At 44.4% G+C, this 25,022-nt stretch carries 22 protein-coding genes and 1 pseudogene; 16 read left to right on the top strand and 7 right to left on the bottom strand.

From position 1 onward, the window contains the following. Positions 1-149 precede the first annotated feature (149 nt). A complete protein-coding gene (locus ACMXYO_RS03460) occupies positions 150-1,220 on the bottom strand; it encodes a TRAP transporter substrate-binding protein (protein ID WP_415887075.1) in 1,071 nt (356 codons plus the stop codon). 360 nt (positions 1,221-1,580) lie between these two features. On the opposite strand from ACMXYO_RS03460, the gene pdhR reads away from it, so the two are divergent. The 5 genes and pseudogenes from pdhR to ACMXYO_RS03485 all read left to right on the top strand — a co-directional run bounded on the left by pdhR (position 1,581) and on the right by ACMXYO_RS03485 (position 10,319). Then, positions 1,581-2,336, top strand: a complete 756-nt coding sequence (gene pdhR / locus ACMXYO_RS03465) for a pyruvate dehydrogenase complex transcriptional repressor PdhR (protein ID WP_415883585.1) — start codon at positions 1,581-1,583, stop codon at positions 2,334-2,336. 231 nt (positions 2,337-2,567) lie between these two features. After that, positions 2,568-5,228 (top strand): pyruvate dehydrogenase (acetyl-transferring), homodimeric type, encoded by a 2,661-nt coding sequence (gene aceE, locus ACMXYO_RS03470; protein WP_415887077.1) that lies wholly within the window; start codon positions 2,568-2,570, stop codon positions 5,226-5,228. 45 nt (positions 5,229-5,273) lie between these two features. Beyond that, positions 5,274-7,220, top strand: coding sequence for a dihydrolipoyllysine-residue acetyltransferase (gene aceF / locus ACMXYO_RS03475; protein WP_415887079.1), 1,947 nt, complete (start codon positions 5,274-5,276; stop codon positions 7,218-7,220). A gap of 201 nt (positions 7,221-7,421) precedes the next feature. Beyond that, a pseudogene (locus ACMXYO_RS03480) lies at positions 7,422-8,765 on the top strand (UDP-glucose dehydrogenase family protein). 126 nt (positions 8,766-8,891) lie between these two features. Next, positions 8,892-10,319: a mannose-1-phosphate guanylyltransferase/mannose-6-phosphate isomerase gene (locus ACMXYO_RS03485; RefSeq protein ID WP_415887081.1), complete on the top strand. Its 1,428-nt coding sequence runs from the start codon at positions 8,892-8,894 to the stop codon at positions 10,317-10,319. 566 nt (positions 10,320-10,885) lie between these two features. On the opposite strand, the gene ACMXYO_RS03490 is transcribed toward ACMXYO_RS03485, so the two are convergent. The 4 genes from ACMXYO_RS03490 to galU form a co-directional block, all read right to left on the bottom strand. Further along, on the bottom strand, positions 10,886-11,245 hold the full coding sequence (locus ACMXYO_RS03490) for a VanZ family protein (protein ID WP_415887083.1): 360 nt from the start codon (positions 11,243-11,245) through the stop codon (positions 10,886-10,888). Positions 11,246-11,257: 12 nt separating this feature from the next. Beyond that, complete coding sequence (locus ACMXYO_RS03495) at positions 11,258-12,529, bottom strand: nucleotide sugar dehydrogenase (protein ID WP_415887084.1); 1,272 nt, start codon at positions 12,527-12,529, stop codon at positions 11,258-11,260. Continuing rightward, a complete protein-coding gene (gene pgi / locus ACMXYO_RS03500) occupies positions 12,526-14,166 on the bottom strand; it encodes a glucose-6-phosphate isomerase (protein WP_415887085.1) in 1,641 nt (546 codons plus the stop codon). The genes ACMXYO_RS03495 and pgi overlap by 4 nt, the downstream gene beginning before the upstream one ends. Before the next feature lie 178 nt (positions 14,167-14,344). After that, on the bottom strand, positions 14,345-15,235 hold the full coding sequence (gene galU / locus ACMXYO_RS03505; protein ID WP_415887086.1) for a UTP--glucose-1-phosphate uridylyltransferase GalU: 891 nt from the start codon (positions 15,233-15,235) through the stop codon (positions 14,345-14,347). A gap of 192 nt (positions 15,236-15,427) precedes the next feature. On the opposite strand from galU, the gene ACMXYO_RS03510 reads away from it, so the two are divergent. The 11 genes from ACMXYO_RS03510 to ACMXYO_RS03560 all read left to right on the top strand — a co-directional run bounded on the left by ACMXYO_RS03510 (position 15,428) and on the right by ACMXYO_RS03560 (position 23,769). Next, the gene (locus tag ACMXYO_RS03510) at positions 15,428-16,003 is read left to right on the top strand and encodes a TMEM165/GDT1 family protein (protein ID WP_415887087.1); all 576 of its coding nucleotides are present in this window, start codon (positions 15,428-15,430) and stop codon (positions 16,001-16,003) included. Between the two features lie 2 nt (positions 16,004-16,005). Then, on the top strand, positions 16,006-16,380 hold the full coding sequence (locus ACMXYO_RS03515) for a CidA/LrgA family protein (protein ID WP_415887089.1): 375 nt from the start codon (positions 16,006-16,008) through the stop codon (positions 16,378-16,380). Next, on the top strand, positions 16,373-17,083 hold the full coding sequence (locus ACMXYO_RS03520; protein WP_415887090.1) for an LrgB family protein: 711 nt from the start codon (positions 16,373-16,375) through the stop codon (positions 17,081-17,083). Before ACMXYO_RS03515 ends, ACMXYO_RS03520 begins: the two co-directional genes overlap by 8 nt. A gap of 296 nt (positions 17,084-17,379) precedes the next feature. Next, positions 17,380-18,492, top strand: coding sequence for a cell division protein ZapE (gene zapE, locus ACMXYO_RS03525; protein WP_415883618.1), 1,113 nt, complete (start codon positions 17,380-17,382; stop codon positions 18,490-18,492). Between the two features lie 304 nt (positions 18,493-18,796). Beyond that, positions 18,797-19,225, top strand: coding sequence for a 50S ribosomal protein L13 (gene rplM / locus ACMXYO_RS03530; RefSeq protein WP_415883619.1), 429 nt, complete (start codon positions 18,797-18,799; stop codon positions 19,223-19,225). Positions 19,226-19,239: 14 nt separating this feature from the next. Next, positions 19,240-19,632 carry a 30S ribosomal protein S9 gene (gene rpsI, locus ACMXYO_RS03535; protein ID WP_286239726.1) on the top strand — a complete coding sequence of 131 codons (393 nt, stop codon included), beginning with the start codon at positions 19,240-19,242 and terminating at the stop codon, positions 19,630-19,632. A gap of 269 nt (positions 19,633-19,901) precedes the next feature. Continuing rightward, complete coding sequence (gene petA / locus ACMXYO_RS03540) at positions 19,902-20,504, top strand: ubiquinol-cytochrome c reductase iron-sulfur subunit (RefSeq protein ID WP_415883620.1); 603 nt, start codon at positions 19,902-19,904, stop codon at positions 20,502-20,504. Further along, complete coding sequence (locus ACMXYO_RS03545) at positions 20,504-21,751, top strand: cytochrome b (protein WP_415883621.1); 1,248 nt, start codon at positions 20,504-20,506, stop codon at positions 21,749-21,751. The genes petA and ACMXYO_RS03545 overlap by 1 nt, the downstream gene beginning before the upstream one ends. Next, a complete protein-coding gene (locus ACMXYO_RS03550) occupies positions 21,751-22,527 on the top strand; it encodes a cytochrome c1 (RefSeq protein WP_415883622.1) in 777 nt (258 codons plus the stop codon). Before ACMXYO_RS03545 ends, ACMXYO_RS03550 begins: the two co-directional genes overlap by 1 nt. An 85-nt stretch (positions 22,528-22,612) precedes the next feature. Next, positions 22,613-23,251, top strand: a complete 639-nt coding sequence (locus ACMXYO_RS03555; protein ID WP_415887091.1) for a glutathione S-transferase N-terminal domain-containing protein — start codon at positions 22,613-22,615, stop codon at positions 23,249-23,251. An 83-nt stretch (positions 23,252-23,334) separates the two neighbouring features. Beyond that, on the top strand, positions 23,335-23,769 hold the full coding sequence (locus ACMXYO_RS03560; protein ID WP_415887092.1) for a ClpXP protease specificity-enhancing factor: 435 nt from the start codon (positions 23,335-23,337) through the stop codon (positions 23,767-23,769). A gap of 71 nt (positions 23,770-23,840) precedes the next feature. On the opposite strand, the gene ACMXYO_RS03565 is transcribed toward ACMXYO_RS03560, so the two are convergent. Both ACMXYO_RS03565 and ACMXYO_RS03570 read right to left on the bottom strand, forming a co-directional pair. Further along, positions 23,841-24,425, bottom strand: coding sequence for a BON domain-containing protein (locus tag ACMXYO_RS03565; RefSeq protein ID WP_415887093.1), 585 nt, complete (start codon positions 24,423-24,425; stop codon positions 23,841-23,843). Positions 24,426-24,427: 2 nt separating this feature from the next. Further along, positions 24,428-25,018 carry an SIS domain-containing protein gene (locus ACMXYO_RS03570; protein ID WP_415887094.1) on the bottom strand — a complete coding sequence of 197 codons (591 nt, stop codon included), beginning with the start codon at positions 25,016-25,018 and terminating at the stop codon, positions 24,428-24,430. Positions 25,019-25,022: the final 4 nt, after the last annotated feature.

A 25,022-nucleotide genomic window follows, 5' to 3' on the forward strand; every position in this document is an offset into this window, starting at 1 on the left:
TACTTCTTATTAGATTCTTTGCCGAGTAGTGCTCACTCAAAAATCTAATTATTTATTTTTATAGATTACCTGTATGTACAGGCAAACAGGGCAGCCGAAGCTGCCCTGAAATTCTTCGGAGGGCTGGGCACCTTCCGAAGATAGTCGTCTTACTTAGTTGCGCGTGGTAGGAATGCGTTAGCTTCCCAAAGGTCGTAACCTTTACGGAACGTGCTCATGTCATCCCATACTTTCTTGAAGAATGGATCAGCAGCAGTTTTCTCTGCAACTACTTCATCCCAAGTAGATTTGAAAGTGCTTAGCATTGTGTCGTTCCAGTAACGGATCTGAACGCCGTTGTCAGCTGCTTTCTGCATTACAGGGAACTGCATCGCTTCACCTTCAGCAATCGCGTTAGTCATAGACGCTTTACATGTTGTTTCAACAAGTGCTTTCTGACCTTTGCTCATCTTGCCCCAAGTGTCTTTGTTGATCAGTAGTTCGAATACTGTCGCCTGCTGGTGCCAGCCTGGGAAGTAGTTGTACTTAACGATCTTGTGGAAGCCTAGACGCTGGTCAATTGCAGGCTGAGAGAACTCAGATGCATCGATTGCACCTTTCTCAAGTGCACCGAAGATTTCGCCGCCTGGAAGTTGAACTGTGCCTACGCCCAGTTTTTCCATTACATCAGCACCTAGACCGAAGAAACGCATGTTAAGACCTTTTAGGTCTTCTGGTTTTTCGATTGGCTTAGAGAACCAACCAGATGTTTCTGGAGAGATAATCGCACAAGGAAGAACTTTAACGTTGTAGCCTGCTGTGTCGTACATCTCTTGGTAAAGGTTCATACCGTTACCGTAGTACAACCAAGCCATGTATTCGCCAGCTTCTGGGCCGAATGGAACTGCAGAGAAAAGTGCAGCTGCAGGCATTTTGCCTTGCCAGTAACCAGCAGTAGAGTAACCAGAGTTAACTTTACCAGTAGAAACTGCGTCCAGAATCTCTTTAGGGCTAACCAATTTGCCTGGCTCATAAATTTTCATTTTCATTTTGCCGTCACTTACAAGCTTAAGCTGGTCAGCAACCCAAACGATTGGAGTGCCTAGCGCTGGTAGGTGAGATCCGAAAGCAATTGGAGTTTTTAGAAGTAGTTTGTCAGCAGCTTGAGCTGGAGCTGTCGTACCTGCAATAGCAGCAGTAACTACAGCTGCAGAGATCAGAGACTTGGCGAACTTTTTCATGTCACATCCTCTAAGAGATTCATTTTTTTATATTTAGTATTGAGATGCAGGAGGAGAGGGTATTGGGATGATAAGACCTCTGCTGCGCTGCAGTAATCTCAATTGGTAATACCAATTTACCATTAGAGATATGCTACTGTATTTTTTTTGAGCAAGGTCTGTCAATGTTTTTTTGCTGCTAAATGACTATAGTCCAGATTTATAACATTGGTGAAATCTATTTCATAGTCAGCATTTATATAGGCTCTGTGAATAGGATAAATGTGGTAAATAAAATTATTCCGCTTAGGCTATTGTGTTGCTAATGTAGAATAAATTACTATTGATATTGGTCTTACCAATATAATTTGAGTGTGAAAGATGAGTTACAACCGGGTTAAGCAGCCAAAGATTTCTGACGTAATCATGGAACAGATGGAAGCCATGATTTTGGAAGGGACGTTAAAGCCAGGACAAAAATTACCACCTGAGCGCGAACTTGCAAAGCAGTTTGAAGTATCTAGGCCTTCGCTTAGAGAAGCAGTTCAAAAATTGGCGGCTAAGGGTTTGCTAATCAGTCGCCAGGGCGGTGGTACTTATGTCTCTGAAGATTTGGGTGGTTCCTTCTCTGATCCACTGCTTGAGTTATTTCGAACCCACCCTGAAGCTCAATATGATCTGCTAGAGTTTCGTCATGCTTTAGAAGGTGTTGCAGCTTATTATGCGGCCCTTCGAAGTACGCCTGCTGATAAAGAGGCGATCTTGAAGTGTTACGACGATCTTCAGCGCTATCATGATACGAAAGACATTCAGAAAGAGGTATATGCTGATGTGGACTTCCACTTGGCAATCGCTGCCTCAACTCACAACATGGTTCTTCTGCATATGATGCGAGCGTTGTTTAATCTGCTGCGCGAACATATCTGGGACAACCTTAAAAACATCTACCCGAACTCAGATTACCGCGAAAAGATCCATGATCAGCATAAAGTGCTGATGGATGCGATTTTAGAAGGTGATCCTGAAAAGGCGCGTCAGGCAGCTCATCACCATCTGGCTTATGTCGAAGAGGCGTTGTTGGAAGGTGAGCGTGAAAATACACGTTTAGAGCGTGCTCTGCGCCGAGCTAATATTTAATTCTTGTATATAAACTACACAAATAAGTGCCTGTTTTAGTTTTTTGATACGTTTTGAGTATAAATGTAGACATAAGTACTAATTTAAATGTAGTATTACTACAAAACTAATATTATAAGGTCTGTTTAGTCATTCAACTGCTACTTTTAATGTAACAAGTTGGTTTGGTTAACAAAGATCAGATTACAAAAAATACATGCTGCGTTAACTTTTTAGAGTGGAGAGGTCAAAGTGCAAGACATTATTGATGACGTTGATCCAATTGAAACCCAAGAGTGGTTGGATGCGCTGGAATCAGTTGCAAAGAATGATGGCGACGATCGTGCCAAATACATACTGCGTAAGTTAGGTGAAAAAGCCAATGATATGGGCGTAAGCTCTGGTACGGCGCTGACTACACCTTACCGCAATACTATTTCTGTTAAAGATGAATCACGTATGCCAGGCGACCTGTTCATGGAGCGCCGTATTCGTTCTTTCATTCGTTGGAACGCGATGGCAATGGTTATGCGTGCTAACGACAACGAAGATGGCCTGGGTGGCCACATTTCATCTTTCTCCTCTTCTGCAACGCTATACGATATCGGTTTTAACTACTTCTTCCGCGGTAACGAAGGCGGTCAGGAATCTGACATGGTCTTCTTCCAAGGCCATATCTCTCCAGGTATCTACTCTCGTGCTTACCTAGAAGGTCGTTTAACTGAAGATCAGATGGACAACTACCGCCGTGAAGTTGATGGCAACGGTCTTTCATCTTACCCACACCCGTGGTTGATGCCTGATTTCTGGCAATTCCCAACCGTATCTATGGGTCTTGGTCCAATTCAAGCAATCTACCAAGCGCACGTAATGCGTTACCTTTCTGCGCGTGAATTGATTAATCGTGGTGATCGTAAGGTATGGGCTTTCCTAGGTGACGGTGAGTGTGATGAGCCAGAATCTCTAGGTGCTATCTCTCTTGCAGGTCGTGAGCAGCTTGAAAACCTGATCTTCGTAGTTAACTGTAACCTACAGCGTCTCGATGGTCCTGTTCGTGGTAACGGCAAGATTGTTCAAGAGCTAGAAGGTATCTTCCGCGGCGCTGGTTGGAACGTTATCAAATGTCTATGGGGTCGTCATTGGGACGCCCTGTTCGAAAAAGACACTAAAGGTCTTCTTCAAAAACGCTTTGACGAAGTTTGTGACGGTGAGTTGCAAAACTACAAGGCTAATGGTGGCGCGTACACTCGTGAGCACTTCTTCGGTAAGTACCCAGAACTACTAGAGATGGTTTCAGATCTATCTGATGATGACATTATGAATCTGAACCGTGGTGGTCATGACCCTTACAAAGTATTTGCTGCATACAACGAAGCAGTAAATCACAAAGGTCAGCCAACTGTAATCCTTGCACAGACTGTAAAAGGTTACGGTACGGGTAAATCGGGCGAAGCGAAGAACGACACGCACTCGATGAAGAAAGTAGCGATGGACGATCTTAAAGATTTCCGTGATCGCTTTAACATCCCACTATCTGATGATCAGTTGAAGGACGTGCCTTACTACCGTCCGGCACCAGATTCACCAGAAATGAAGTATATGTTCGAGCGTCGTGAAAGCTTGGGTGGTTTCTACCCAGTGCGTCGCACAGAGTTCGAAAAACTAGAAACGCCGCCATTGTCTGATTTTGATGGTCAGTTGAAAGACAGTGGTAAGCGCGCAGCCTCTACTCAAATGGTGCTTAACCGTGTGATGAGCACGCTGGTTAAAAACAAAAACATGGGTGAGCGTGTTGTACCAATTGTACCTGATGAAGCTCGTACGTTCGGTATGGAAGGTATGTTCCGTCAGTTGGGTATTTACACTTCTGAAGGTCAGCGCTACGTACCACACGATTCTGATCAGATCATGTTCTACAAAGAATCTAAAACAGGTCAGATTCTAGAAGAAGGTATCAACGAAGCAGGTGCGATGTCTGCATGGATGGCTGCGGCTACATCCTATGCAAACAACAACTGCACAATGGTTCCGTTCTACATTTACTACTCTATGTTCGGTTTCCAGCGTGTGATGGATTTGGCGTGGGCTGCAGGTGATATGCAGGCTCGTGGCTTCCTGATCGGTGCGACTTCTGGTCGTACAACGCTAAACGGTGAAGGTCTGCAGCACCAGGATGGTCACAGCCATCTGATGGCTCAGATGATTCCGAACTGTAAGTCCTACGATCCAACCTATGGCTACGAGCTAGCTGTGATTGTTCAGGACGGTCTACGTCGCATGTATCAGGATCAGGAGAACTGCTTCTACTACATCACGACAATGAACGAAAACTACCACCACCCAGCAATGCCACAAGGTGCTGAAGACGGCATCATCAAAGGTATGTACTTGCTGAAAGAGGGTAAGGATTCCGATAAGAAAGTTCAGCTAATGGGCTGTGGCACGATCCTTCGTGAAGTTGAAGCTGCGGCTGAAATTCTAAGCGAAGAGTTTGGTGTTGAGTCTGATATCTGGAGCACAACATCGATCAACGAACTTCGTCGTGATGCGATGTCAGTAGCTCGTGAGAACATGCTGAACCCAGAAGCTGAGCAGAAGAAAGCATACGTAACTCAGTGCATCGAAAGTCGTGGTGAAGGTCCGGTTATCGCATCGACTGACTACATGCGCTCTTATGCTGATCAGCTACGCGAATACATTCCTCGTAACTTCAAGGTACTAGGTACAGATGGCTACGGTCGTTCTGATACACGTACTAAGTTGCGTGAATTCTTTGAAGTTAACCGTTACTACGTTGTTCTGGCTGCGCTAAGAGCACTCCAGGAAGAAGGCAAGGTTGAAGGCGAAGTTGTCGCTAAAGCCATGCAGAAGTTCAACATCAACCCGGCTAAACCGGCACCGTGGACTGTTTAAGTCTGCGATGAGCTTCTTAACAGCTTAGAACTGGAGGAATTCAAAGTGAGTATTATCACAATTACTGTGCCAGACCTATCAGGTTCCACAGATGTTGATGTTGTTGAAGTGCTGGTAAATGACGGCGACACCATCAGCGAAGGCGATAGCCTGATTGTTCTGGAAACAGATAAAGCATCCATGGAAGTGCCAGCGACTCATAGTGGTGTGGTTGTATCCATGAAGGTCAATGTTGATGACCAAGTAAACGAAGGTGATCTTCTGCTTGAGCTAGACACAGGTGCTGCTGCATCTGTAGATCCAGCCGCAGAAGAAGCGCCTGCGCCGGCTGCTGCACCAGAAGCTGCACCGGCTCCAGTTGCTGCACCTGCAGCCGCTTCTGCCGTTGAAAATGTACTGATCCCGGATCTGTCCGGCGCAACTGATGTAGATGTTGTTGAAGTACTGGTAAAAGACGGTGACACAGTATCTGAAGGCGATAGCCTGATCGTACTGGAAACAGATAAAGCATCTATGGAAGTGCCAGCACCTAAAGATGGTGTTGTGGTTTCTATGAAGATTAACGTTGATGATCAAGTTAACGAAGGTGATCTTTTGATGGAGCTGAGTGTTGGAGATGCGGCTGCTCCAGCTGAAACTGCACCTGCTGCGTCCCCGGCACCAGCTCAGGAAGCTGCGTCTGCACCAGCACCTGTTGCAGGTGGTAAAGAGAATGTTCTTATCCCTGATCTATCGGGTGCGAGCGATGTAGACGTTGTTGAGGTATTGGTAAAAGACGGCGACAGCGTTGAAGAAGGCGATAGCCTAATCGTACTAGAAACCGATAAAGCATCTATGGAAGTGCCAGCACCTAAAGCAGGTACGGTTGTTTCCATGAAGATCAACGAAGGCGATACGGTAAACGAAGGTGATCTGCTGCTAGAACTTGAAGTTTCGGGCAGCGCCGCACCTGCTCCTGCTGCTTCGCCAGCTCCTACGGCATCTGTACCTGCGGCTCCAGCTCCAGCTCCAGCTCCGGCTAAGCCAGCGCCTGCTGCGGGTAAGGTTGATCTTGCTGCACTAGAGAAGAAAAACAAAACAGTTCATGCTGGTCCTGCTGTTCGTGCAGTTGCTCGTGAATTTGGTGTTGATCTGTCTCTTGTCGCTGGTACCGGCCGTCGTGGTCGTATCGTAAAAGAAGATGTTCAGGCATATGTTAAAGGTGCTCTGAAACAGCTGGCTGAGGCGCCAAAAGGTGGTGCAGTCACAGGTGGTTCAGGTATCCCGGCTATCCCTGAAGTAGATTTCAGCAAGTTTGGTGAAGTGGAAGTCGAGAAACTTAGCAAAATCGCTAAAGTTACACGCGACAACATGAGCCGCTGCTGGTTGAATATTCCACACGTGACTCAGTTCGATAAGGCCGATATCACCGATCTGGAAGCGTTCCGTAAAGAGATGAAGGATGAGGCGGCGAAGTCTGGCGTTAAGCTGACACCGCTACCATTCATGCTAAAAGCTATTGCGATCGCGTTGAAGGAGCATCCTAAGTTCAATGCTTCTCTGCACGCTGATGGCGAGCACATTGTTTACAAGAAGTATGTAAATATTGGTATGGCGGTAGATACGCCTAACGGTCTGATGGTTCCTGTAATTAAGGACGCAGACAAGAAGAGTATCTATGAGCTGTCTAAGGAAGCGATCGAGCTGGCTGGTAAAGCTAAAGATCGTAAGCTTAAACCTGATGAAATGCAGGGCGCATGCTTCACAATCTCTAGCCTAGGTGGCATTGGTGGTACTGGCTTTACGCCAATCGTTAATGCACCAGAAGTGGCAATCTTGGGTATATCTAAAGCTGATATTGAACCGCGCTGGAACGGTAAAGAGTTCGAGCCACGTAAGATGCTACCTCTGTGTCTATCTTATGATCACCGCGCTATCAATGGTGGTGATGCAGGTAAGTTCCTAACCTACCTAAACGGCTTACTAAGCGATATTCGTCGCCTAGTACTCTAATAAGCAAGTTTTCCACTCTCTTGGCTCGCGCCTCTTCGGAGGCGACTTTTTCGAGAGTGAAAAAAAACAAACGGCGACTCTGTGCAGGAGGTCGCCGTTTTTTATGTCTGTACTGTTGTCACCAATCAGTCATCTCTTCGAAATAAGTTTTTAGCAAACAGGTCATAGAGTCTTCTCATTCGTTGAAAAAGTGAGAAGCGCATGAAGGTTACTGTTTTTGGTATTGGATATGTAGGTTTGGTTCAGGCTGCTGTTCTGGCCGATGTGGGGCACGAAGTAGTCTGTGTCGATGTCGATCAGAAGAAGGTTGATGATTTAAAAAAAGGCATTATCCCTATTTATGAGCCCGGTCTAACGCCGATTGTTCAAAGTAACTTTGAAGCTGGACGACTGTATTTCACGACCGATGCAGTCGAAGGTGTTGCTCATGCTGAGATTCAATTTATTGCTGTGGGAACGCCACCAGATGAGGATGGCTCTGCAGATCTAAAATATGTCCTCGCGGTGGCAGAAACGATTGCTACCCACATGGAATCGCCAAAAATTATTGTGGATAAGTCTACAGTGCCTGTAGGTACTGCAGACCAAGTCTCTGTCAAAGTTTCATCGGTACTGGCATCGTGAAGTAAAGAATTAGAATATCATGTTGCTTCTAACCCTGAGTTTCTAAAAGAAGGTGCCGCAGTCAATGATTGTATGCGCCCGGATCGTATCGTTATAGGTACGGATAGTCAGCATGTAGAAACTCAAATGCGTGAGCTTTACTCAGCCTTTAACCGGAATCATGATCGAATGATTTTTATGGATGTGCGCAGTGCAGAGCTGACCAAGTACGCAGCTAATTGCATGCTGGCTACTAAAATCAGTTTTATGAATGAAATATCTAACCTTGCTGAGCGTCTAGGAGCTGATATTGAAAATGTCCGCCGAGGTATTGGTGCAGATGAGCGTATCGGTTACCACTTTATCTATGCTGGCTGTGGATATGGTGGTTCTTGTTTCCCTAAGGATGTTCAGGCCTTAGTAAATACAGCAGATGATATAGATTACGATGCTCAGTTGCTTAAATCAGTTGAGGCGGTTAATTATCGGCAAAAGTCCCTTTTATTCAAGCATGTGAATAACTATTTCAAAGGTGACTTAGATGGTAAAACAGTTGCTGTCTGGGGCTTGTCTTTTAAACCAAAAACCGATGATATGCGTGAAGCAACCAGTCGAGTTTTGATTGAGGCTCTGTGGGAGCATGGTGCTAAAGTTAGAGCTTATGACCCAGAAGCGATGGAGGAAGCGCAAAGAATCTATGGCCACTGTTTGGATCTGGAGTTAGTCGGCACTAAAGAAAGTGCTTTGCAAGGCGCAGATCTTTTGGTCATCTGTACGGAATGGCGGGCATTTTGGTCTCCAGATTTTGGTCTAATAAGAGACTCACTGAAACACCCCGTGATTATTGATGGCCGTAATATGTACGAGCCAGAAATGGTCGAGCGCCATGGGCTTGAATACTACGGAATAGGTCGTGGTAGAAGTATTCAGGTGAATATGTGATGTACTCTGAGGTATTAAAGCTCTCTTCTTTAGATTTTGTATGGTTAGCTTTATTCAAAATACTAGCTTGTGCCGGTATATTTGATGCTCTTTGATAGGCTGATTTTTAATATAAAGTAAGTAATCATGATTTCGGTAATTTTGTGTGGCGGGTCGGGAGCTCGTTTGTGGCCTTTATCTCGCGCTCACTACCCTAAACAATTTCTAAATCTAAACTCTGATATGTCTCTATTAAGAGAGACTGTTAACAGGGTAAGAGACCTCTCAGATAAATTTTACTTCGTAGCAAATGAAGAACATCGTTTTATGGTGGCGGAACAGCAGAGGTTAGCTGATGTTAAAGGGACAGTTCTATTAGAGCCGGTGGCTAGAAATACGGCGCCAGCCATTGCTATTGCAGCCTTGCAGGCTGTGACGGATGGCTGTGGTGATGAGGCTATGGTTGTTTTGCCGTCTGATCACCTGATAACTGATGGGGCTGCATTTCGAGGGTATTTAAAGTCAGCTGAGAAATTTGCTAAAGAAGGCTTAGTAGTAACGCTTGGAGTGCAACCAACTAGGGCGGAAACTGGTTATGGTTATATACATTGTACAGTAGAGGTTGATGAGGCTTCTGGTGCGAGGAGTGTCCAACAATTCACAGAGAAACCTATTGCTGCTGACGCAGAGGCCTACCTGGGTTCAGGGGAGTTCCTTTGGAATAGTGGGATATTTATCGTCACTCCGAATCGTTATCTGTATTTGCTTCAAAAGTTTGCTGTAGAGGTGTTTGTATCGGCATTGGAATCATTTAAGCATAAAGCTGCTGATTTGGACTTTGTAAGGGTATCTAAAACCCACTTTAAGAAAAGTCCTTCAATCTCTATCGATTATGCTTTGATGGAGCCGTTATGCGAATCATCTGAATCGGTTGTTGTGATTCCTTTTGAGTTGAGTTGGTCAGATTTAGGTAGTTGGAGTTCTCTTTGGGATTTGGTGAGTAAAGATCCTGCGAATAATGCTGTTGTTGGTGATGTTTTAGCTCAAGATGTAACTAATAGCTACCTTCATTCTTCGGATCGGCTTGTGGCTGCGGTGGGTGTGGATAATTTAGTGATTGTAGAGAGTTCTGATGCTGTCTTAGTTGCTGATAAAAATGATGTTCAAAATGTTAAACACATAGTAAAACGGTTAGAAATGGAGGGGCGTTCAGAGTATGTCCATCATCGAGCAGTTTATCGCCCTTGGGGAAAATATGACTTAATTGGAACCGGTGATGGTTATCAAGTGAAACAGATCACGGTTAGCCCGGGTGCTGCTTTATCTTTACAAAAGCATGAATGTCGAGCTGAGCATTGGGTTGTGGTGAAGGGGTGTGCAGAGGTTGTTCAGGGATCTGAGACTTATACGGTGCGTCAGAATGAGTCTACTTACATTCCCATTGGCGAAGTTCATTCACTAAGAAACCCTACTGAGGAAAATTTAATTATCATAGAAGTTCAGTCAGGTGAGTATTTAGGTGAAGATGATATTGTGAGATACAAAGATCAATATGGTCGTATTGAATCAGTCTGAGGTTTAATAATGGCTTTTTAAGGGAAAGGGGCTTATCTATTCAATGAATAGAAGTGGTAGCGGTAAGACGAATCACGTTTTACTCCTGAGGAGGGGAAGGGTACCGACATCCTTGTCGGCTCCTTATCTTCCCTGATCAAATAGCAGAGGCCTTCATCCTTGAAGGCGCAGATCATCCTTGATCTCTCTGCTGGTAAATATATTAAGTTTATGAAATGCGTAAATATATAAGAAAAATTCCTAATTTTAGGTAGCAGGGTTTTGGCATGCTTTATGGTCTTTTTAAAATAAGAAGCCTAAAGCTTGTTTCCATTTCTTTAGCTGCTTTTTTTTAATTTTTGTATCTGTTGTTAAATGCCTGTTTGGAGCGAATCTTGATTCGCTGGTTGTTGGGATGCATGAGTTTTAGGTGTGAGGCTTGTTAATAAAAAGTAATATTTGATTATTAAGCTTGAGGAAAGAGGGTTTTATCTATTTCTTATTGCTTCGAAAGCTGAGTGTACAATTAATATAATTGCGGCTTTTTATAAGTTAGAACTCACCAGTTAATTTTTGGGGCTGCTGGATTATTTGATTTTTGTAAGTACGGCGTAAAGGAACATTGCTATGCTTACGCCAATTACATTGGCTAAAGTGTCAGCTACAGAGAAATGGCGCAGTGGTTGGAGAATTTCTTGAAGAAATTCCAGTGAGCATGCAAGAATTAACCAGACTGCCCAATAAGATAAGCCGGATACTTTATAAAGGGCTAAGCGCCCAAGCAGCGAAACGCTGAAGAAAGCTATAAAGTGGCCTACTTTATCTGAATTTTCAAAGATCCTTTCAGGAGGTGTTGGGCGAAATATCCCGTAGACCAATGCTGCAACTGCAAGAAGAAAGGCTATCCAGATCCAGGTTTTGTATTTTTGGGTAAATACATTATTCAATTTATTAGAGCCTTATCTGCCTACACCATGATAAGTAAAGCCTAGGCTATGTAACATCTCTTTATCAAAGATGTTCCTGCCATCAATGATTAGTGGATGATTCATTAAGCTGAGTAGCATACTGTAATCAGGTGACCAATATTCGGGCCAGTCAGTTAGAAGCAGTAGCCCATCGCTACCTCTCAGTGCTTCATAATTATTATCAAAGTACTCTAGTTTCTCTTGTTCTCCAAAATGCTCATGAATATTGTTCATGGCTTCTGGGTCGTGCATATGAACTTTGCAACCTTGTGCTAGCAGTGTATCAATCACTTTTAAGCTAGGAGCGTTATCGATACTGGCGGTGCCAGGTTTGAATGACAGTCCCCAAATTGTTATGATTTTTTCCCCAAGATCACAGGAATAGTGTCGCCATAATTTACGGAATGGCTGTTCTTTTTGCTTTTCATTTTCAATCAGTACGGTATCAAGCAGCTTTGAATTCCTCGCTTCTGTCATTAACTCTGACAGGGCTTCAATGTACTGTTGGAAATGTAGGCCGCCAAAGCCACAACCGGGGTTGAGGTAGTGTGGTCCAATACGCGGGTCAGTGATCATCGCTTCTCGAATAACTTCAATATCAACTTCAAGCTGATCAGCCAGATTTGCAAGTTCATTAATATATCCCAAGCGCAGAGCAAGCATTCCAGTGTTGGCAAATTTCGTGAATTCAGCTTCTTTGGTCGACATGACTTTCCACTGTTTTACTGCTTGGCTAAATGGACGCATCAAGGTTTTGATGTATAGCATGGCCCAGTCATTAGTGCATCCTAATATAACTGTGTGCGGCCATTTGTAGTCTTGTAAGGCTGAGCCTTCAGACAGCATATCTGGTATGTAGCAAATGACTTGATTGTTAGTTTCGTCTAGCAGCTTTTGTAACTTATCTGAACTACCAACGCCAAAATTGGATTGGTTGATGATCAAAGCGTTGGATGAATGATGCTGACTGATGCGGCTGATAAGGCGTTCGGCGGTTTTAAACTGGTCAGGGTTTAATGCCAAAATATGGTTTGAGGCATGTTCTATGCCTTCAGCTCGTGATCCAATGATGAGTCGGCCATTAGATTGAGCATCCAGAATTAACTGTTCAAGCCCCGGTTCATTACTAACTTTGAACTCCAGATCTTGCTCGTTAGGTGCTTCATGTTCATTGGTAACTAAGAAAATATGATTGCCGCTTTCAGCTAGTGCAGCGGCTGCAGTCCATGCAAGGAGTTCGTTACCCCAAATGGTAATCTTCATTTAGCTTCTCCTTTGTCTGCAATTCTGTTTATTAAGCCGTCGGTTGAACTGTCGAATTTAGGTGTTGGGTTGTTCGTATCGAAGGCGCTAAGCAAGGATGTGGCTACTTTCTTGCCTAGCTCTACGCCCCATTGATCAAACGGGTTAATATTCCAGATAACAGACTGCACAAAAACTTTATGTTCGTATAGAGCAATCAGCTGTCCAAAAGAAAATGGAGTAAGTTCATCCAGCATGATCGTTGTGCATGGTTGATTGCCTTTGTAGCGCTTGTAGGCCGGAGCATCTTCAGCTCCTTCGAGAACGGAATCACCTAGCGCTAAAATTCTAGATTGGGCGAGACAGTTTGCTAAATTTAACTGATGTTGATGCTGGAGTTCTGAATTATCAGTGTCATGATACCTTCTAGCTGCAACGATAAAATCACACATAACTGCTTCTGTGCCTTGATGAAGCAATTGATAAAAAGCGTGCTGAGCATTGGTTCCTACTTCTCCCCATAATATAGGGCAGGTCTTGTAGGTTACGCTATTGCCCTGTCGATCAACGGATTTACCGTTGCTCTCCATTTCAAGCTGCTCAAGGTAGGCTGGAATGTGACATAGTCTACCGTCATACGGTAGGATCGCGTGGGCATTTATGTTCTGAAAGTTGATGTTCCAGATGCCTGTCATAGCAAGAAGGACGGGTAGATTTACGTCTAGTGGTGCTGTTTTGAAATGTTCATCCATTTCATGTGCACCAGCAAGTAGATCTTTGAATCCGGCCATGCTGAGTTTTAATGCGATTGGCAGTCCAATAGTGGACCACATTGAATATCGTCCGCCAGTCCAATCCCAAAATTCGAGTTGATTGCTTTTAGGAATGCCCCATTCCACGACTTTATCAGGGTTGGCTGAAACGCCGATAAAATGACGGGATACAAGCGTTTCTTCGCTGCCAGCGTAGCTTGATTTTTTTAGCCACTCTTTAGCTGTTTGAGCATTGGCTAGGGTATCTATCGTAGTGAATGATTTCGACGAAATAATGAATAGCGTTCTGGCTGGGTTTAATTCGTCGAGTAGATCGGCCATCTGGCTGCCGTCCATTGAGGATACAAAATGGACCTTTATTTTACGTGCTATGTCTGGAGTGTTTTCTGACAAGGCTTTACATGCCATAAATGGGCCTAGGTCTGACCCTCCTACGCCAATATTAACCACTGTATCAATAGAATGTCCTGTGTAACCGCGCCATTGGCCTGAGTGAATTCGAGTTACAAGTTGCTCCATTCTTTCTAAATTGTCATGGACCTCATCAATGATATTTGTTCCTGATAGGTCTAGAGAGTAATGGGCAGGAGACCTCAGAGCTGTGTGCAAGGCTGGTCTGTCTTCCGAATCATTTACATGATCGCCTTTGAATAGTTTAGTGATCCATTCGGAAAGCTGTTTTTCCTCAGCGAGTTTGATTAATAGAGATATGGTCTCGCTTGTGATTCTTTGTTTAGATAAATCGAGGAGCAGATCTTTCTGTTCAAAGGTGAGGTGTTGGAAGCGATCAGAGTCCTGTAGGAATAGAGTGCTTATATGTGATTGAGACATATAAGAAGCATGGGATTGGAGGTCTTTCCATGCTATTGATTCAATTGAAGACATCAGGTGTTCCTTATTGGAGCTAATCGCTAGATTCAGTATTTTACCTGCTCTTTTTATGCGGGGTAAAATCCTTCCTTGGATATCTCTGATACAGCTAGAGGTATCTTTTTGAAATAGATATTTCGAGGTGGTATACCTCTCTTAGGCGGTGATCTGAGAGAGGCGTCCTGTCTCGATATTAAAGATTTAGCTCTTTAATAAATGTTTTCAGGCTTTCAGCGGTTTCTTCGTGTTGAAGGCCATAAACAACATTCGCTTGTAGGTAACCTGCTTTGTTACCGCAATCGTAAGTTTTGCCGCTCATGTGGAACGCTTGAAGGTTACCTTCATTTAGGTAGTCTGCCATGGCATCTGTTAATTGGATCTCTCCGCCTGCACCAGGTTTCGTATCCTTTAGTAGCTCCATGATACGTGCCGGTAGAATATAACGACCGTTAATCGTTAAGTTAGACGGCGCTTCATCTATAGGCGGTTTTTCAACCATGCGAGATATATTTGCAGATTGGCCAGCAGTGATTGCTACTCCTGAGCAATCTACTACACCGTAGCGATCTACGTGCTCCATTGGGACCGGTTCAACCATGATTTGGCCGCAACCTGTATTTTGATAAGTTTCTACCATGGCTGATAGATCAGTTTGTGGAAGCCCGTAACAGTTGATCAGCATGTCGGGTAGTAATACTGCAAAGTCTTCATTGCCGATAATTGGTGCGGCGCATAGAACAGCATGACCGAGTCCTAGCGCTTTATCTTGGCGAACTGCGCTAATGGATACATCGGATGGAAGTATGTTTTGCACGGATTCTAAGATGGCTGTTTTGCCTTTGCGTTCTAACTCGGCTTCTAGTTCGTAATGGCAATCAAAGTGATCTTCTATCGCGGCTTTGCCTGATCGAGTAACTAAGACAATATCTTTAATTCCTGCGGCCACAGCTTCTTCTATTACGTGCTGTATTACCGGCTTGTCTACAACAGGCATCATCTCTTTTGGAATCGCTTTACTTGCAGGAAGTACGCGAGTTCCTAGACCTGCTACAGGGATTACCGCTTTAGTTACGATTTTATTCATAGAAATTGATCCTTATATTTGAGCGTTGCTCTTAAGAACATAATAACATGATTGTTTACTTTAGTTATTTAGAGAGAGTAGTGAGCCAGATAGCTCAATAGCTATTTATGTTTGGTTAATCGGTTGTTGTTGGCTTGTAAGGTTAATAATTAGTGCTAGGATGCTCAGTCTCATTTTATCGTAGAGTTAAATATGGATCTGATTGAGCCTTTTCTTAAGGTGTTTCTTCTTATTTTTCTTGCTGAATTCGGTGATAAAAGTCAGTTGGTCTGCATGACTTTGTCGGCTAGATATAAGCCTGTTCCGGTCTTAATTGGCGCGGTGGCTGCGTTTTCAGTATTGAACCTATTGGCCGTTTTGTTTGGCGCAACCATTAGTGTTTATCTGCCCCAGGCGGCAATCTTTGCGCTGGTTGGTACGCTGTTTTTGGTCTTTGGTGTTCAGTCCTTACGTGTTGAAGATGATGAAGAGGAGGGGGAGCTTAATATTGGTAGGCACCTGCTTCTGTCTGTATTTGTATTAATATTTCTAGCTGAATTGGGTGATAAAACGCAGTTATCTATAGCGGGGCTATCTGCTGTAGAGAATGCATGGATTGTTTGGTTTGCGGGAACATCTGCGTTGTTGGTTACGACGTTGCTGGGAGTTTGGTTGGGACAATTCTTACTTCAGCGTCTGTCCATTATTTGGATTCATCGAGCGGCCGGTGTGTTATTTATTGGTTTTGCTTTAGTGGCTTTTTGGCAGTTAGCACAATTGGTGATGTAGATATGATCCAAGGTTTTCTTATTTTGTTGGTATGCCAGTTGGTTGGGGAACTCATCGTTACGGCTGCAAGTGTGCCTATTCCTGGCTCAGTGGTTGGCATGGTTTTGTTGCTGGTAGGATTGGTTGTTCGTGGTGAGGTGCCTGAGGGGCTGCGTGTTACGGCTGAGGGGTTGCTGAAAGTGCTGCCATTGCTTTTAGTGCCAGCAGGTGTGGGTTTGATGAACTATTTTGGAGTACTTTCCAATTATTGGCTTGAGTTGATGGTTTCGTTGTTTGTAAGTACTTTGATAACGATGTTTGTTGTGGCTTTTTTATTGAAAGTGCTTTCGAAGGAAAAGGTGGGTGCTAAACAGGATTTAGGAGATGGCGATGCTTGAGTTATGGTCGCATTTTCAAACATTTCCAGTACTTTGGCTTGTCGTGACGCTAGTAGTTTTTTTATGTGCGTCCTGGATAAATGCAAAAGCAGGAAAAACGCCGTTTTTACATCCTGTATTGGTATCACTCTCACTGATTATTGTTGTTATAAAACTAACTGGAACTGACTATGCGACCTATATGCTGGGTGGGCAGTATATTCACCTATTATTAGGTCCCGCGGTTGTAGCATTGGCGGTCCCCTTATATGACAACCTAGCGACTGTTAAGCGGTTGCTGGTGCCTCTACTGGTAGGTTGTGTTTTAGGAGCTGTTGTTGCCGCGAGTTCAGCAATTCTCATCGGTGTAGCTTTTGGGTTGAGTGATGAGTTGCTATTAACCTTAGCACCTAAATCGGTTACTTCTCCTATCGCAATTGCGGTAGCTGAAAAAATGGGCGGTTTTCCTTCTTTGGCTGCCGGACTTGTTCTCATTACAGGTGCTATGGGCTGCTTGATCGCGCCGTTTGTTTATCGTCTGCTAGGTATTAAAGATGAGTCTGTAAAAGGCTTTGTTTTAGGTGTTGGTGCTCATGCGATGGGTACTGCATTTGCTTTTGAGTACGGAATGGTTGCAGGTGCATTCGGTGGCTTGGCTATGGGAATGACGGGGGCATTTACTGCGTTTATGCTACCGGTTTTGGTGCCTTTGTTGGGGTTGTAGTTGCAAGAGTATCTTATCGCGGCAAGATGCCGCTCCTACAAAGAAAGCTTTATTGTAGGAGGTGCATCCTGCACCGAAATTTATTTAGTCTAGAAACCTATCCTACGAGACAGCCTAAAAGTGAGTATCTCTGGGAGTCGTATCTGCGCTGAAAAAAAACTTTCTAGCTGTATTGTACTTTATCCACTGAATTGAAATGTTTCCTAGTAATACCCCTCCTTATGTTGCATTTGCTAAATGATGCTTTCGCCGGTAAAGTTCGCGCAGGTTAAAAAGTAGATGAATTGGCAATCCACATGACTCCATTAGAAAGATACAAGCAAGACCTCAAGCGCGATGATTTCTCTTATGATCCAGCCCAAGAGATGGCTGTTGAGCATCTTCAGCGTTTATATGACGATCTTGTAGCGGTTAAGGCAGAAGAGCCTAAAGTCGGTTTAATGGGGCGTTTGAAGAGCAAGCTGAAAAAACCGGAGCCGAAAGAGCCGGTTAAAGGCTTGTACTTCTGGGGTGGTGTAGGTCGTGGTAAGACTTACCTGATGGATACTTTTTACGACAGTCTTCCGTTTGAACAGAAGATGCGTACCCACTTCCACCGTTTTATGCAGCGTGTACACGCTGAACTTAAAGAGTTGGATGGTACGGCTAACCCATTAGTTGAGATTGGCAAAAAATACGCACAAGAAGCACGAATTATCTGTTTTGATGAGTTCTTTGTTACAGATATAACTGATGCCATGATTTTGGGTGGCTTGCTGCAAGAATTATTCAAGAACGGTGTGGCTCTAGTGGCGACGTCCAATATTGTGCCTGATGGATTGTACAAAGATGGATTACAGCGCGCTCGCTTCCTGCCAGCGATTGATATGTTAAATCGTTACACAGAAGTTGTGAACGTTGATGGTGGTGTTGACTATCGTTTACGTGCTTTAGAGCAGGCAGAGCTTTACCACTATCCGTTAGATGCTGAAGCGGATAAGAGTTTAAACCGCAGTTTTGAAAGTCTTGCGCCAGATCTAGAAGAGGTGGTTGAAGCCGAGGTTCTGGATATTAATGGCCGTGATATGCAGACACGCCGCTGCTGTGAAGACGTGGTTTGGTTTGATTTTAAAGAGCTTTGTGAAGGTCCTCGTTCCCAGAATGACTACATTGAACTGGGCAAGATATTCCATGCTGTGATGGTGGGTAATGTGCCGCAGCTGGGTCGCTCTAATGATGATGCCGCTCGTCGCTTCATCAATATGGTCGATGAATTCTATGATAGTGGCGTTAAGTTGATTATCAGTGCTGAAAAGCCAATTCATGAAATTTATTCAGAAGGGCGTTTGGAGTTCGAAATTGAGCGAACTCAAAGTCGTTTGCTTGAGATGCAGTCGCATGAGTATCTGGCTAGAGAGCATAGAGCATAGAGCATAGAGCTTAAGTTGTAGATGATGTTTTTAAAAGATGTGCTTTTATAGCGCATTTTTTATATGGGTGTGGAGCAAAGCTGGTTTTGAGTTGTTGCTGATTTTGGCCTGTTATTATCTGGTTTTTACTTGCAGTAAGGAATGCGCATATATATAATGCGCGCTCCCAAGTTTAGGCTTGCTTAAGTTTTGGGCAGAAGAGAGTTGTTCTAATCAATTTGGAGCAACAAATAATTATAAGTCAGATCGGGCGATTTTATTAATAAAATCAACGAGATCTGAGTAAAGTTGAAAGGCTATACAGATGAAAACATTCGTCGCTAAGCCAGCCGAAGTAAAACGCGACTGGTACGTTGTTGACGCAGAAGGTAAAACTCTGGGTCGTCTGGCTACTGAAATTGCACGTCGTCTACGTGGTAAGCATAAGCCAGAATACACTCCACACGTTGATACTGGTGACTACATTGTAGTTGTTAACGCTGAAAAAGTAGGCGTTACTGGTAACAAGCGTAAAGATAAAACTTACTACCACCACACTGGTTTTCCAGGTGGCTTGAAAGAAGCTTCTTTCGAGAAGATGGTAGAAACTTTCCCTGAGCGCACTATCGAGCTTGCTGTTAAAGGCATGCTGCCAAAAGGTCCACTAGGTCGCGCTATGTATGCGAAGCTGAAAGTTTACGCTGGTGCAGAACATCCGCATCAGGCTCAGCAGCCTAAAGAACTTAACGTTTAAGGGGAAGGATAATCATGTCTACTACACAGTATTACGGTACAGGTCGTCGTAAAACTTCTACAGCACGTGTTTTCCTGCGTCCAGGTACAGGTGCTATCACTATCAACAACCGCACTATCGAAGAATACTTCGGTCGTGAAACTGCGCGCATGATCGTTCGTCAGCCTCTAGAGCTTACTAACAATCTTGAAGCGTTCGACGTTGTTGTTACTGTTAAAGGCGGCGGCGGCTTCGGTCAAGCTGGCGCTATCCGTCACGGTATCACTCGTGCACTAATGGAATTTGATGAAACGCTTCGTCCAGCTCTACGTGAAGCGGGTTACGTTACTCGTGACGCTCGTATGGTTGAACGTAAGAAAGTTGGTCTACGTAAAGCACGTAAGAAGCCACAGTTCTCCAAGCGTTAATTCGACATCTTTTTCGAAAGATTTTGGATTCAGAAAAAGCGCCTGCCCCTTTATCGGGGTGGGCGTTTTTTTTGCACTGCGTTATATCAATACATTGGCCTAAAGTACGGCGAAAAATAAGTAATTCACCTTGTAAGAAAGGGGTAATTTCTTTACTATTTGGGCCATTTTTAAGATACAGATTTCCGTAGCTATAAAATTCTTAGCGGCCAGTATATTTTTGCACCTGCAGAGATATAAAATAAGGTCGATTGAGGGGAGATAACTTAATGAGCAATGATGGCGTGAATAAGGGTCGGCGCCGTCTCCTAATCGGTGCTACATCCGCAGTTGGTGCGGTTGGTGCTGTAGGAGCAGCTGTCCCATTCGTAGCTTCCTGGACGCCGAGTGCGAAGGCAAGAACTGCCGGCGCACCTGTCAAGGTGGATGTAAGTAAACTGGAACCTGGTCAGCAGGTAATTGCTAGCTGGCGTGGTAAGCCTGTGTGGATCGTTCGTCGTGGCGAAGAAGCATTGGCTAATCTGGCTAAGCTAGATAGCAACTTGCAGGATCCAAAATCGGATAACCCTGCACAGCAGCCTGATTACATTCCAAAAACCCCTGCGCGTTCTCTACGTGAAGATATCGCTGTTTTGGTTGGTATTTGTACTCACCTAGGTTGTTCTCCAACTTATCTTCCTGAAGTCGGTGTTACATCTGGTCAGGGTGAAGATTGGGTTGGCGGTTATTACTGCCCATGTCATGGTTCTCGTTTTGATCTTTCTGGTCGAGTAATGAACGGTTCCCCGGCTCCAAGTAACCTTGTGATCCCGCCTCATCACTATGAGAGCGAAAATGTGATCATCGTAGGTATTGATCAGGAGACTGCATAATGGCTGGTTCTCGTAACAAAGGTAACCCAGGTATCATGGGTTGGATTGATGATCGTTTCCCAGCTACAGCTATGTGGGAAGATCACCTATCTAAATACTACGCTCCAAAGAACTTTAACTTCTGGTACTTCTTTGGTTCATTGGCACTTCTAGTGCTTGTTAACCAGATCCTAACGGGTATCTGGCTAACTATGTCTTACAATCCTTCTGCTGAAGGTGCGTTTGCTTCTATCGAATACATCATGCGTGATGTGGAATACGGCTGGTTGCTGCGCTATATGCACTCTACCGGTGCGTCTGCATTCTTCGTAGTTGTTTACTTGCACATGCTTCGTGGCATGATGTACGGTTCTTACCGTAAGCCTCGTGAGCTTGTATGGCTATTCGGTATGACAATCTACCTAGCGCTTATGGCTGAAGCTTTCATGGGCTACCTATTGCCATGGGGTCAGATGTCTTACTGGGGTGCACAGGTAATCGTATCTCTATTCGCTGCTGTACCGTATGTTGGTCCAGAACTAGCTGAATGGATCCGTGGTGACTACCTGATCTCTGGTATTACTCTAAACCGTTTCTTCTCTCTGCATGTAATTGCTCTACCAATCGTTCTATTGGCGTTGGTTGTTCTGCACATTATCGCGCTACACGAAGTGGGTTCTAACAACCCAGACGGTATCGAAATTAAAGATAACAAAGATGAGAACGGTGTACCTGTTGACGGTATCCCATTCCACCCTTACTACTCTGTTAAAGACATTGTAGGTGTGGTTGTGTTCCTATTTGTTTTCTGTGCAGTAGTCTTCTTCTTCCCAGAAGGTGGTGGTTACTTCATTGAGGCGCCAAACTTTGAGCCAGCTAACCCGCTGAAAACACCTGAGCATATCGCGCCTGTATGGTACTTCACGCCATTCTACGCAATGCTTCGTGCTATCCCGCCAATCCTAGGTTCTCAGTTCCCAGGTGTTGTTGTGATGGGTGCAGCGATTGCTATCTTGTTTGTGCTTCCTTGGTTGGACCGTAGCCCAGTTAAATCTATCCGTTACAAAGGTTGGATGAGTAAGCTGTGGTTGGTTATCTTCTGTGTAAGCTTCGTAATCCTGGGTTACTTGGGTGTGGTTGCATCTACTCCAGGTCGTACGCTAGCGGCTCAGATCTGTACTGCGCTTTACTTCGCATACTTCTTCCTGATGCCGTTCTACACCAAGATGGAAAAAACTAAACCGGTTCCAGAAAGGGTTACAGGCTAATGAAAAAGTTTCTTATTGCATTAGTAATGGCGGCGCTGCCGATGGCTGCAAGCGCTGCTGGTGGTGCTAAAGGCCACCTTGATGAGATGGATGTAGATCTACATAACCAAGCATCTTTGCAGCGTGGTATGCAAACGTTTGTAAACTACTGCTTGGGCTGTCACTCTGCTGAATATCAGCGTTATGAGCGTGCTGCACTAGATCTAGGTATGAATCCGGAACTTGTTGCTGAGCACTTGATCTTTGGTGATCACAAAGTGGGTGAGCAGATGACAATTTCTATGGACAAAGGCGATGCTGGTAAGTGGTTCGGTAACCCTCCACCAGATCTAACGCTAGAAGCGCGTCTACGTGGTCCAGATTGGTTGTACACTTACCTGCGTAGTTTCTACGCTGATGAGTCTCGTCCATGGGGCGTGAACAACGCAGTGTTTAAAGACGTTGGTATGCCAAACGTACTTGGCCCGCTTCAGGGTGAAGTTGTTGCAAGCTGTTCTTGGGAAGAAATGAACGCTCATGGTTTGCGTGGTGAGGGTATTGATCCTCTTACTAACAAGCCGCTAACTAGCTGTACTTCTGTTAAGAAGGGCACTGGTGAACTATCTCCAGAAGAGTTTGATGCGCTAGTATATGATCTAGTTAACTTCATGGTTTACATGGGTGAGCCATCTAAGTTGGATTCTCAGCGTATCGGTACTTACGTGTTGATCTTCTTGTTCCTATTCTTCTTCCTTGCTTACGCGCTGAAGAAAGAATTCTGGAGAGATGTACACTAATAGCTTTACGATATAATCGTGAGCTTTAAAACGCGGCCTCTTTTTTAAGGGGCCGCGTATCTGTTTCTAATAAGGGGTATTCTTAATGGGTGTTGTGGCAAAACGTTCTTCCATGTCCTTCTACTCTAATGGCGAGGACCAGTATAGCCATCGAGTTCGTATCGTCCTGGCAGAAAAGGGTGTTGCTGTAGAGATTCATGATTGTGATGAAGGTAATCTTCCTGAAGATCTAACTTCAATGAATCCGTACAATAGCCTGCCAACTTTGTTGGATCGCGATTTGGTTCTTTATGAACCAAATGTGATGATGGAATATCTTGATGAGCGCTTCCCGCATCCTCCGCTATTGCCTGTTTATCCTGTAGCTCGTGCTGAAAGCCGACTATACATGTATCGCATCCAGCGTGACTGGTGTGATCTTGCGGATAAAATTATTGAAGCTGCGATGGCTGATGATGAAGATGCAGCAGAAGAAGTTCGTAAAGAGCTACGTGATAGCTTGATTACGATTTCTCCGATTTTTGCTGACAAACCTTTCTTCATGAGTGAAGAGTTTACTTTGGTTGATTGCTGCCTGGCTCCACTATTGTGGCGTTTGCCGTTGTTGGGTATCGATCTTCCAGAAGATCAGTGCAAGCCTTTGGTTAAGTATATGGAGCGCTTATTTGAGCGTGAATCTTTCCAAATGAGCTTGTCAGAAGCAGAGCGTGAAATGCGCGATTAGTTGTTTCGTAGTAAAGTTAAAAAAGGGATGATATTTCATCCCTTTTTTTATGTCGTTATTTTGTTGAATGTTTGGATAAAGAAATGAAGCCGAGTCGCCCTTATCTTGTTAAAGCACTGTATGACTGGTTATTGGATTGTGATTTAACACCTCATCTTCTGGTGGATGCTACGCAGGATGATGTTACTGTTCCTACGCAGTTTGTTGATGATGGTCAGATTGTTTTAAATATTAATCCATCAGCGGTTCGGGATTTTTATCTAGATGATCGAGCGTTGTCTTTTAATGCGCGCTTTTCAGGTCAGCCAATGGATGTATATGTACCGATGGCGGCTATCTTAGCTATCTATGCGCGTGAAAATGGGCAGGGTATGGGCTTTGGTGGTGAGCCGGGTGTTGACTGCTATACGCAGGAGTTGGCAATACTGGACAACGTAGAAGATATGGATGCGGATGAGACTAAGGACGCTGAAAAGCCAGCTAAGTCGAAAAGGCCGTCATTAAAAGTTGTAAAGTAGTTGAGGGAAGTGCAAGGGTTGAACCTATAGAATTAAAGGTGCGTACTAAGGGTTAGTACGCACCGTTGTTCTTATCGATTAACGTATTCAAATACTTTTACGATTTTCTCTACACCAGCGATATTTCTTACGATATTGATCGCATTCTCAGCTTCTTTAGGGCTAACAAGGCCCATAAGATAAACCGTGCTGCTATCAGTTACTACCTTGATGCGAGACCCATCAACTGCTTCGTTTGTTAATAGCTCGGCTTTAACTTTCGTGGTTAGCCAAGCGTCGTTTGTGCGCGCGATAGTGGATGATACGCCAGAGATTTTAACTTCGTTATGAATCTTGCGTACTTTGCGCACTTGGCTGACGATCTGCTCAGCTTCCTGTCTTGCGCTTTCTGCAGGTGCTTGGCCAGTTAACAGTACAACGCCGTTATAGCTTGTTACGCTGATATTGGTTGCTTGCATCTGTTCTGAGCCCTTGGCAAGGTTAACCATAGATAGTGTTTCAATCACTTCATCATCTATGTATGAACCAACAGTTCTACTGCCAGGGTCTTCCTGGATCGGGCCTTCTCTTCCAGCGCTTAGGATATCGGAACAGCCTGTAACTAATAGCGATAAGCTAATCCCTGCAATTAAACTAAATGTCTTTTTGTTGATCATGTTTATTCGCTTCCAAAAAGTTGGTAGTCAATTAAATCGCATAAAGAGTGCAAAACTAGTAATTGCGCATGGTGAACTAGCGAGCTCTCGTCGCTAGGTACGCATATCTCGATCTCTTCTGGGCTGAGAAGCGCTGTGATATCGCCACCATCAGAACCGTTTAGGACGATAACAGTCATTTCACGATCATGGGCGGCTTGTATTGCTTGCACAAGGCTGCTGGAACGACCGTGAGGTGTTATCAGTAATAAAATGTCCCCAGGTTGGCCTAAAGCATGGATCTGTTTGGCTTGTGCATCCATAAAGCCGCTATCTTCACAGATCGCGCTTAAGGTAGCGCCATCTGAGTTAATATTGATTGCGGGTAGACCTGGACGCTCATGCCTAAATCTATTCATCAATAGTGCGGTGAAGTGTTGCCCTAAAGATGAGGAGGCTCCATTGGCACAGCAGAGAATCTTGTTCTCACTGACAAGGCAATGGAGTAAAAGTTCGCCAGCATGGGCAATAAGTGGAGTGTACTGCTCAATGGTGATCGCGTTGACTTCCATTGAGTTGTGAAACTGGCTGACAATGCGGTCTTCGAGTTCCATGCTG

It is taken from the genome of Neptuniibacter sp. QD37_6 (assembly GCF_047778085.1).
Taxonomy (GTDB): domain Bacteria; phylum Pseudomonadota; class Gammaproteobacteria; order Pseudomonadales; family Balneatricaceae; genus Neptuniibacter.